This is a genomic window from Cronbergia sp. UHCC 0137 (genome assembly GCF_034932285.1).
Taxonomy (GTDB): domain Bacteria; phylum Cyanobacteriota; class Cyanobacteriia; order Cyanobacteriales; family Nostocaceae; genus Cronbergia.
Window position 1 is genome coordinate 1 of the sequence record NZ_JAYGHC010000028.1, and the last position, 10,012, is coordinate 10,012.

The window sequence follows — 10,012 nt, forward strand, 5'->3', positions numbered from 1 at the left end:
AAAAAACTCAAGTTATGACCTTGTAGAGTATAACAACGAATCGCACTAAACTATTAGCAGCACTTTCTGAGACTAATTCTTTCACCATATCCCCATTGACTGTTTTACCCAAAGCATAAGTTTTGAGCTTTTCTAGTTCGGTGAATATCAGTCGTGTATTATTGCCTGTGTAATCAATCAATACTGTGTAGGCATCGGTAGTGAGTGTTACGCCTACTTCGTCAGCTAAAGTACGAGCTTGCTGTATTAATGCTTGGGTTTGCCATTGGGGAATGAGAGGAAATTCCTGTACCTGTGCGTATTCAAGTAGGAGTTTGACTGATTTATTTCTCGCATCAGGTTTGTGAGTGTTGGTGATAAGGAGGGTATTGGTTGAGGGAATTTTGGGGAGAATGGACTCCAACTGCAACAAAATTTCTTTTGCACAAACTCCCAGTAATGTGCTGTTGGGTAGTATTATTTTAAGACAGTAAGTTATTGTCTTTCTAATACTTTCATCTGTTCAGAACAGATACTTGGCCATGATAAATCACCATTATCATTAAACCAGCATATATTTATTTTTCGGTCATTGCATACATATTCTGTTATCCAAGGGATTGAATCAGGACTTTCTGGTAATACAAGGCATAGGGAGATGTGGTCATCATTAATTACTGATTTATAACGATACTTGTATTCATAAAGTTGGCTAATCCCCTTTCTGATCTGCTCTAATAAACTTTCTCCTCCGCTTTTCATCTCAAAAATAAATGAGCCATCTGATGGTATTTTCGCAACAAGATCAATATGATCATTCTCTTTAGGCTGTGCGCCTATATTTCGTAACCAAAAATCCATCTTATCAACTAATTCTTTGTGTATTAAATTTCGGCGCTGTCTCTTGATTTTTGTTAGTTCAGGATCTGCAATTTCACTTTGCCGATTATACGGTTTTACAGGTGGTAATAAACGCGTCCTATCTCTGAAAGGATATATTTCTGCAACTGGCTGTGGGATTGCTTCCATTTCTCCAAATTCAATGGGTTCAGGAATTTTATTAGATTCCAAGACTTTATCATCTGTTAATACTTCAACAATCTGAGATGGTAAACTCATTACGCCATCAAAATATTTTCCCCAAGCACTACTGGCAATTACATTTTTAATGTCTTGATCAGTTGTACAATTATCAAAATCATTAAACTGACAATCAATACTACATATTGCTTCTAATCTTTTTATTAACTGATCGCGATCAGCTTCATTTACGCTGTCCCTAAGCTTAATGCTCCGTTTATGAATATCAAACATTTCTGTATGTCTTAATGTATGAAATCTACTTTCATATCTTCTAGGTACTAATGTATTTCCTTGGCGAATGCTATCCAATACTTCTATCACGTTTTCGACATTTGGTAAGGCTTGTTGGTTTACTATTGGAGAATTTGCTAATCCAAATATTTCTTGAAAAGTCACAGTAGCTCTAAAAATTTCAACATCACGTAATTGAGCATCTGCTTTCAATGCAACTGACATAAGCCGTACAGGTGAAAAATGAATACCTTGTTCTATAAATCCTAATGTTCGCTCTTTTGTATTAGCCTGAATTCGGAGATCGTTAGAATGACTTTTATAAACCGCCCCCATTGCATTTGGGTATTGGAACAAGGGTAATTGAAGGCGAAGAAATGAGGCGACATCTGGTTCTTCTCTGAGTAAAAAACGTTTGGTTGTCTCACTAACTCTAACTACCCAACCAGATACTGATTTCTCAAGAAAGTAAAGCCCTAAGTATGCTGGATAGGCACTTATTTCATCACGAAATTTCGATACATCCAGTCTACCACCTTGAGAATATGGTAATTTAGACACCTCTTGTGTTAAGTAAGAAGCTCGTGGACTGATGCGTTGTAGACGGCTTTCAAACGTAGCTCGATTGTAAAGCCTTCCATCAAATTCACCAAATATTGTGGCTAATTCGGCTAATTTCTCAACCCATTCATCGCTGCTTGAATGGATTTTATGACTGAATAAATCAATAATCATAAGTTAAAGTTTTTCATGGATTTTTGTAAATTTTTCGATTTATTTTTGGAGATAATTAAGCCTTAGTATTTCTATGAAATCCTCATAGCTCCTTTGTTTTTTTTTACCAAAAATATGCACACGAAGATGTTCCGCGAGAAGTGCAGCGAAAAGGGGAGGAACAGCATTTCCGACTTGCCGAATAATATGCCTTCCAGTACCATAAAATTCCCACCAATCTGGAAAAGTCTGCATACGTGCTGATTCACGCGGAGTTACTTCTCTTGGAAAAAATGGATGAATATGACCTTTACCACCACCTTTATCAGAACCAACAATTATGGTAAAGCTTGGACGCTCTGGATGTAATTTATTTATTCTCGTTTTTGTATCTCGTTCTCCAAATTTTAAGTTTTCATACCGGGAGATGATTCTCTGGCTGTGCTTTCTTCCAATGTGATTGGAGACTGAACTGAATTTTCCTGGTTCAGGCAAATATTGCAGTGCTTCCTTAACAGTACGATACTTTTTAAGTGTTAATGGTGCGCCGCATCCGTGCGTTGGAATCATTTTGGGAACAATTGAACCATTTTTTGCTCCTATAATGAATATTCTTTCACGGAACTGAGGGATTCCATATTCAGCCATTTGATAACTATGTGCAGATATTGTATATGTACCACCTATTGTTAATTCCGTGAGTATTTCTTCAAATAACTTTCCATTATGAATGGATTTTAAACCAGGCACATTTTCAAAAACAAAAGCCTTTGGCCTTATCTCTTGAATGATTTTAAGATATTCCCATACTAAATTACCGCGTGGATCATCTAGTCCTTTACGACGACCAAATACAGAAAATGCTTGGCAGGGTGGACCACCTAAAACAATGTCAATTTCATCATGATTAAGCTCTGCTTTTTTCAGTAAATATTTTGCTGAAATTTCTGTGATATCAGCTATTATTGAATGTGTATTCTTGTAATATATTTTTCTTCCATTGTTGAGGATTAGCGTTTGGCAAGAAAAAGAATCTATATCTGTAGAGCATCCAACTTTAAAACCTGCCGCTGAAAATCCTAGATCCAATCCTCCTCCTCCAGAGAATAGGGATAGTGCCATCAACTCTTTTGTATCAATGTTGATGTTATTCTGTATTTCTGTTATTTCTCTAGTTTTTAGAGAAGTTAGTTTATTTTCTAACACGGCAGCTTTTAGATTCATTTAACCTCTTTTAATCTTTTTGTTATTCTAACTAATGTTTATATAAGCACCAAGTTTTTAATATGGAAACCATATTGATTAATTAGGGACAAGCTTTATTAGCATTAGTTAAGTTAGTACACTGTATTTTACTTGCCAACGACCTGAAAACTTTTTTTAGAAAAATTAACTTTACAACATCAGCTTAGACAATTTTATCGTTTGGTAATACCCAGTCTATAATGCTACCCTACGCTTATTTAATCCAGATATTAAAATATATGTAACAACATTACCTTACCTTATTTCCTTGAATGTATCTTCTTCTAAACGAGAGCGATCGCGTTTCCGCAATGAACCCTTAGTAGTAATTTTACCATCTTCATGCCAGATCATATAATTCTTAGCTCCTCTAGAGGGAACAAACATCGCTTGAGCAAGGATTTCCAACTCGATATTGATACCAGTAGGTAAAGCATTTGGCAGCTTTTCAAATATCAGCAGAGGTTCAGTGTGGGAGAAAAACACACCATCAGTATCACTTTCAACCTGGATACCTCCCGCTTTTTCAATCTTAATGTGGGAGATTCTGTGGGTTTATTCAGTTGATTTTTAACAGTAGCTTTTTGTGTTTTTAATGCAATTCGTAATTGTCTTTGTCCCAGATTATAAACCAAAAGACACAATGCCATTAACATCATCATTATCTGCCTCCTCACCACTACGCAACAAATTGGTTTATGCTGGTAATAGATTAAGAAACTTTAAGTTCTGTTTCCAGTGTACTCATGCAATGTATTGTTAATCGCCGCGCCCAGTTTTCGGCAAGTCATCGGTATTGGTTGCCAGAACTGAGTCTAGCCGAAAATATTGAGAAATTTGGTGCTTGCTCTAGATTTCCCGGTCATGGTCATAACTATGTCTTATTTATTTCCCTAGCTGGGGAAGTTGATGAATATGGCATGGTGTTGAACTTGTCTGACGTGAAACACGTAATCAAAAAGGAAGTTACCAGCCAACTAGACTTTTCTTATCTCAATGATGTGTGGACAGAATTTGAAGAAACTCTACCTACCACTGAGAATATCGCACGGGTGATTTGGCAACGGTTAGCACCTCAGCTACCCTTAGTCCGTGTGCAGTTATTTGAACATCCTGAACTTTGGGCAGAATATATGGGAAATGGAATGGAAGCTTATTTGACTGTTAGCACTCATTTTAGTGCTGCTCACAGACTGGCTCATCCTCGCTTGAGTTTGGAGGAAAATACAGAAATTTATGGTAAATGCGCTCGTCCCAATGGTCACGGCCATAATTACCATTTAGAAGTGACGGTGAAAGGGGAGATTGACGATCGCACGGGCATGAGTGTAGATTTGGGTGCTTTGCAAACAGCGATCGCTGATTATGTGATAGAACCTTTTGATCACACGTTTTTAAATAAAGACATTGCTTATTTTGCCGAAATTGTCCCGACGGCTGAGAATATTGCTCTTTACATTAGTAATTTATTGCGATCGCCAATTGAAGAGTTAGGAGCGAAGCTTTACAAGGTTAAATTAATCGAAAGTCCGAATAACTCCTGTGAAATTTACGTTGCTGATTCTGATTCCAATTCAGTTAGCACTAAAAAATCTCAGCCTGTTTTGGCTAAGGTTTAGGAAATCAATTCCCAAAGAGACGTTCCATGGAACGTCTCTACATTTTTTACCTGCTATATTTTCACGGGTTCACTTTCGGAACTTTTAACAAAGGTTTTGGTAATCCAATCGGTGAAGATGTGAGAAAGCAAGCCTAAAGGTCCGGCAAATAAACACAAAGATAGGGAGTGAATTGTCCAAATACCAGTTTTTTGACCTTCCCAATATATCCAACGACCAACAAATAAATCCATGACGAGAAAATGAATCCAACCTACAGCAGCAACGCTTTCTTGTGAAAACAAACGGGCTATATCTGCTAATTGCAAATTTGACCACGCTTGAGCATCTTCTGGTTTAATGCTGTTGATAAATAAATATAGATATGCAGCAGCTAAAAGGATGAAAGGAAGATATGATTCCATTACCTTGCGGGTAACTTGCCAATTGGGGAGAAATATGATTAATGCCCAAAATGGTAAAACGAAAAGGTTGGCAAGGGTGAATAAATCTGTGATATTCATGTTACAAAGCAATAAGTTTTGATTCTATATCTAATGATTGTAAATCACGACCGATAAAAACTAAGCGGGTTTGTCTTGCTTCTTCTGCTTGCCATGGTCGATCATAAAATTTATCAAATCTTGTGCCGACACCTTGCATTACTAACCGCATGGGTTTGTTAGGAACAGAAACGAAACCTTTGATTCTGTAAATTTCTTGTTGTTGTGCGAAGGTTTGCAGTTGTTGTTGTAATTTTTCGGGGTCAAAGGAACGGTTTAAAATAACGTGAGTTGAGGTAATTTCGTCGTCATGGTCGTGGTCTTCTTCCGTGTCATGGTGGCTGGGACGACTATCTAAATTATCTTCTACTGCGGCTTCTAATCCTAATAGTATAGATGGGTCTAGTGTACCGCGATCGCTCTCGACAATTTTCACTACTCTGGGTAATTCTCCCTTGACTAATTCTATAACTTGTGCTTTTGTTTGGGCATCTACTAAATCGGTTTTATTCAAAACTACCAAATCTGCACAAGCTAATTGATCTTCAAACAATTCTTGCAATGGTGTTTCATGTTCTAAACTATCATCTTCTTGTCTTTGTGCGGCTATGGCTTCTAAATCACTAGCAAATGTTCCGGCTGCAACTGCGGCACAATCTACCACTGTAATCACTGCATCTACTGTGGCAGCATTGCGGATTTCTTGCCAACGAAAGGCTTTAACCAAGGGTTTTGGTAATGCTAAACCGGAGGTTTCAATTACTATACAATCAATACTATCTCGGCGTTTAATTAACTCTAGCATTGTGGGAAAAAACTCTTCTTGAACGGTGCAGCATAAACAGCCGTTAGTGAGTTCAAAGATATTAGTTTCTTGATTTTCTGCTGTTTCATCTTCGGGGCAGATTTGACAAGATTTTAATAATTCACCATCTATCCCCAGTTCTCCAAATTCGTTGACTAATACTGCTATGCGTCGTCCTTGGTTGTTTTGGAGAATGTGACGAATGAGGCTAGTTTTGCCACTTCCTAAGAAGCCTGTGATGACTGTAACAGGGATTTTTGTAGTCATGTTTTTTATGTAGTTGTACCAATTAATTGTACACTGTATTACCGCTTTCTTGTAACTTTCATTTGAACACCATCAGATAGTCCAAATATCAGCCCTTTGCGAACTGGTAAAACTTGCTTATTATCAGCCCTTTCCATTTGGCATTTAGATAAAACTGTTGCTAAAACTAATTTCATTTCAAACAGTGCAAATGCCATACCAATACAGCGACGATTACCACCACCAAAGGGCAAATATTCAAAAGGAGTAAATTGTCTTTCTAAAAATCTTTCTGGCTGAAACTGTTTGGAATTAGGATATAAATCTTCTCGATGATGGGTAAGATAAATACAAGGAATTAGCAATGTTCCCGGTTCAAACTGATAACCTGTAATTTCTAAAGGTGTTTTTACCAATCTGTTTAATCCAAGGGGGGCTACTGGATACAAACGTAATGTTTCCGAGCAAACAGCATTTAAATATGGTAATCTAAAAATAGTATTGGGATCGGGATTTTCACCCAAACTATCCAATTCATCTAGCAATTTTTTCCGCACATCTGGCAAATTATGAATCCAGTAAAAAGCCCATGCTAAAGAACTGGCTGTAGTTTCGTGACCTGCTACCAATAAAGTAATTAACTCATCACGTAATTCTACATTCGTCATTGGTTCACCCGCTTCATCACGAGTAGCCATCATTAAAGATAGAATATCAGTCCGAGATGAATTTTGGTTCTTGCGTCTATCTTCAATTTCAGCATAGATCAATTGATCTATTTGTTGCCGTAAGCGGAGAAAACTGCCCCAAGGACTCAACGCACCTAAATCTTTTTGTAAAATTGGAAAGAGTAGTATTGTTGCTCGTAAAGCAGGTTTTTTGGGGTTAAGAATAGCAATTAAAAGTTTTTCTAATTCGTCATATCTAGAACCGTCTTCTAGTCCAAATACAGCTTTTAAAATCACACGAAAAGAAATTCCTTGCATAGCAGAAAGGACAGAAAAATTTTCTCCAATCTGCCAATTACTAATCACTTCTTTAGTGATATTACGAATTAATTCACCATAAGCCAGCATCCTTTCACCGTGAAATGGCGGAGTTAGTAACTTGCGTTGACGCTGGTGGGGCTTTCCTTCTAGGGCTAATAATGATTGTTCTCCCAATAAAGGCGCTTTAATTCCAGCCGGCGCACCAGAATCTAACTGTTTTGGATCAGTGGTAAAAATTTGCTGAATTGCTTGGGGATTACTAATAAATACTTGAGGAATCGAAGCTGGGGCTAATCTTAAAGTGAAGATATCACCATAATTTTTAGCGCAATTTTCTAAATATTCTAAAGGGTTACTAATCCAGTTAAATGTCTGTAACCAAGGGTGTGTTTGGGGACCATTAGGTAATTTGGATTTAGACATTTTTATTGTTCAATTAATTTGTAATTGCTGAATTTTTTCTGGTGTTAGTTCTTGGACATTACTAAAAACAACTTCTGCACCTGCTTTAATTAGGGTTTCAGTATAATCATCTCTATGGGCTGTTTCTTGTACATGGGGTGGTAAAATTCCCACAGCAATCCAAGGGCGAGAATTATCTAAAATGCGGGCTTTTTGGACAGTGTGCATATCGGCTACTGTATCTCCTACATAAATCACTGTTTGCTGTTGATTTATGCCATTTTCTAATAAGCGAATTGTGGCAAAAAGTCCGGTGGGATCTGGTTTACCTGGTGCGTCTTCCATGGCGACTAATACAGGAGATTGTAAGCCTAAACGTTTTTCTAAAATATATGTTGCAGAAGCACGAGTTGCACCGCTAAAAAATCCCCACAAGATCCCAGATTGGGTAAGTTGTTCTAAATAACTAGGCTGTAATAATAAGGGTTCATTACAAATATAACCGTTCCAGTTTTCTGGATCTGTTCCCCTGTAACGAGATTGAAAATAAGCGACTATTTGTTGATAGTCTAGTTGCATTTGTTCACGGGTTTTTCCTTGGTTTTCTCCGTGACGGTAAATAAATTCCTGGGAGGCTTCCCAATCGTTATTCCATAAACCTTCTGATTTTAAATTATCAATGTCTAATGGTGTGGGACGGTAGGCTTGACTGGTAAAATGTTCTACGGTGTCTGCTAAGGCGCGACGATAAGAACCGCCTACGTCACGGATTACACCATCTATATCAAAAATAGCGATCGCTTGTTTTATCATATATTCATATTCATGGCCGCTAAAACAGCCTTTTGACTCACATTTTGGTAAACTGTTTGCAAATACTTCATTGTCACATCACTAGCAGTTGAGTTTTCCTCATCTTTAGCGAGGGGAATTGTTCCCAATACATCTAATACTGTCTCACTAACTGAAGGTGCAATTACTACTAAAGAAGATTCTAACGGCTCATTATACTGCCAAAAAGCATCCATGTTCACAGTATATTGATGTTCAGGAATTATTTGTTGATTTTCAGGTGTTTTCTGGGCTGTTTCTCCAGATTTGGCACTGCGTAAATGGCGTAAATCGGTAATAATTTGTTCTTTGGTGCGTCCCCTGAGTTGAAATAATACAAACGGGTCTTCACTGAAGCGATCGCCTAACTGATAGTATACAGCACCGACGTGTTTACAAGGGTTAACTTTATCAGGACATGAGCATTTACTATGAACATCACCCAAGGTAAAGGGAAATAAAGATAATCCATTACTTGTAAAAACTTCTTCGATATTTTGGGGCATTTCTCCCGCTAATAATTTAGCCGAAAATATTGCTTTTTTGGACATTGTTTCAATTACATAACCCCACTCTTCATCACTGAAATAATCAATATTCAAGGAGACGTTATAAGGTTCTACTTCACTACCTTGTACCTGCGCTAATACTTTTGCACCTTTGAATTGAATACTCAAAACGTTTCCTTGTCGGGAGTAATTTCTTGCCCTTTCTAACCTTTTTTTAAACCGATAAGAATCTAGTAAATCTAGCCACCTTTGTGACCACCATTCCCGACTCGCTTGTAAGGTTTCATTACTCATAATTAATTCAAGAATTTTTGACAATAAAATGATTTTAGCTTATAAAGCAAAGCTTCCAGAAGTTAGTATCCTCTCTACTTAACTTTTTTCACATATTATTTAAAATTGCTGTGTCAAACATTTTCTAACCAACTTTGTAAATCTTCCACAGTATCTAAATCAAATATTTCCTCTCCTAAAACTTCCATGATTTCTATATTTAAGCTTCTAATTTTGGTTTCTAATCCTAGATCAATTTGTCCAAATTTCCTATTAATTAGACGGAGAATGAAATTTTTTTCTCTTTCAATTCCCCTTTCAATTCCCCTTTCAATTCCTTCTTCCATCCAACTGGTAACAATTTGCATAACTTCCTCCTTTTTTTCTGTTATTGTGGTATGACTCCTGTATCAAACATTTTCTAACCAACTTTGTAAATCTTCCACAGTATCTAAATCAAATATTTCCTCTCCCAAGGCTTCTATGATTTCTATATCTAAGCTTCTAATTTTGGTTTCTAGTTCTAGATCAATTTGTCCAAATTTCCGATTGATTTGACGGAGAATGAAATTTTTTTCTCTTTCAATTCCCCTTTCAATTCCTC

Annotated in this window: 12 protein-coding genes; 1 reads left to right on the plus strand and 11 read right to left on the minus strand. The window is 37.0% G+C overall.

Annotated features, from left to right (window positions below):
• Window positions 1-7 precede the first annotated feature (7 nt).
• The 4 genes from VB711_RS15540 to VB711_RS15555 form a co-directional block, all read right to left on the minus strand.
• Entirely contained in the window at window positions 8-412 is a 405-nt protein-coding gene (locus tag VB711_RS15540; protein WP_416233589.1) for a DNA polymerase III subunit delta, read from the minus strand.
• Between the two features lie 62 nt (window positions 413-474).
• The gene (locus VB711_RS15545; protein ID WP_323287035.1) at window positions 475-2,028 is read right to left on the minus strand and encodes a hypothetical protein; all 1,554 of its coding nucleotides are present in this window, start codon (window positions 2,026-2,028) and stop codon (window positions 475-477) included.
• A 39-nt stretch (window positions 2,029-2,067) separates the two neighbouring features.
• The gene (locus tag VB711_RS15550) at window positions 2,068-3,231 is read right to left on the minus strand and encodes a DNA cytosine methyltransferase (RefSeq protein WP_323287036.1); all 1,164 of its coding nucleotides are present in this window, start codon (window positions 3,229-3,231) and stop codon (window positions 2,068-2,070) included.
• Between the two features lie 276 nt (window positions 3,232-3,507).
• Window positions 3,508-3,738 carry a hypothetical protein gene (locus VB711_RS15555; protein WP_323287037.1) on the minus strand — a complete coding sequence of 77 codons (231 nt, stop codon included), beginning with the start codon at window positions 3,736-3,738 and terminating at the stop codon, window positions 3,508-3,510.
• 260 nt (window positions 3,739-3,998) lie between these two features.
• Here VB711_RS15555 and VB711_RS15560 point away from each other — a divergent pair, with 260 nt between their 5' ends.
• Entirely contained in the window at window positions 3,999-4,871 is an 873-nt protein-coding gene (locus VB711_RS15560; protein ID WP_323287038.1) for a 6-carboxytetrahydropterin synthase, read from the plus strand.
• Between the two features lie 53 nt (window positions 4,872-4,924).
• On the opposite strand, the gene VB711_RS15565 is transcribed toward VB711_RS15560, so the two are convergent.
• From VB711_RS15565 to VB711_RS15595, 7 genes are all read right to left on the minus strand, one after another.
• Window positions 4,925-5,374, minus strand: coding sequence for an ABA4-like family protein (locus VB711_RS15565; RefSeq protein ID WP_323287039.1), 450 nt, complete (start codon window positions 5,372-5,374; stop codon window positions 4,925-4,927).
• A gap of 1 nt (window position 5,375) precedes the next feature.
• The gene (cobW, locus tag VB711_RS15570; protein ID WP_323287040.1) at window positions 5,376-6,425 is read right to left on the minus strand and encodes a cobalamin biosynthesis protein CobW; all 1,050 of its coding nucleotides are present in this window, start codon (window positions 6,423-6,425) and stop codon (window positions 5,376-5,378) included.
• A 38-nt stretch (window positions 6,426-6,463) separates the two neighbouring features.
• Complete coding sequence (locus VB711_RS15575) at window positions 6,464-7,816, minus strand: cytochrome P450 (RefSeq protein ID WP_323287041.1); 1,353 nt, start codon at window positions 7,814-7,816, stop codon at window positions 6,464-6,466.
• 9 nt (window positions 7,817-7,825) lie between these two features.
• Complete coding sequence (locus VB711_RS15580) at window positions 7,826-8,608, minus strand: TIGR01548 family HAD-type hydrolase (protein ID WP_323287042.1); 783 nt, start codon at window positions 8,606-8,608, stop codon at window positions 7,826-7,828.
• Window positions 8,605-9,429: an SWIM zinc finger family protein gene (locus tag VB711_RS15585; RefSeq protein ID WP_323287044.1), complete on the minus strand. Its 825-nt coding sequence runs from the start codon at window positions 9,427-9,429 to the stop codon at window positions 8,605-8,607. The genes VB711_RS15580 and VB711_RS15585 overlap by 4 nt, the downstream gene beginning before the upstream one ends.
• A 113-nt stretch (window positions 9,430-9,542) precedes the next feature.
• Window positions 9,543-9,776, minus strand: a complete 234-nt coding sequence (locus tag VB711_RS15590; protein WP_323287045.1) for a DUF4351 domain-containing protein — start codon at window positions 9,774-9,776, stop codon at window positions 9,543-9,545.
• 42 nt (window positions 9,777-9,818) lie between these two features.
• Window positions 9,819-10,012 (minus strand): DUF4351 domain-containing protein (locus VB711_RS15595; RefSeq protein ID WP_323287046.1); only part of this gene is annotated, 194 nt, incomplete at its 5' end.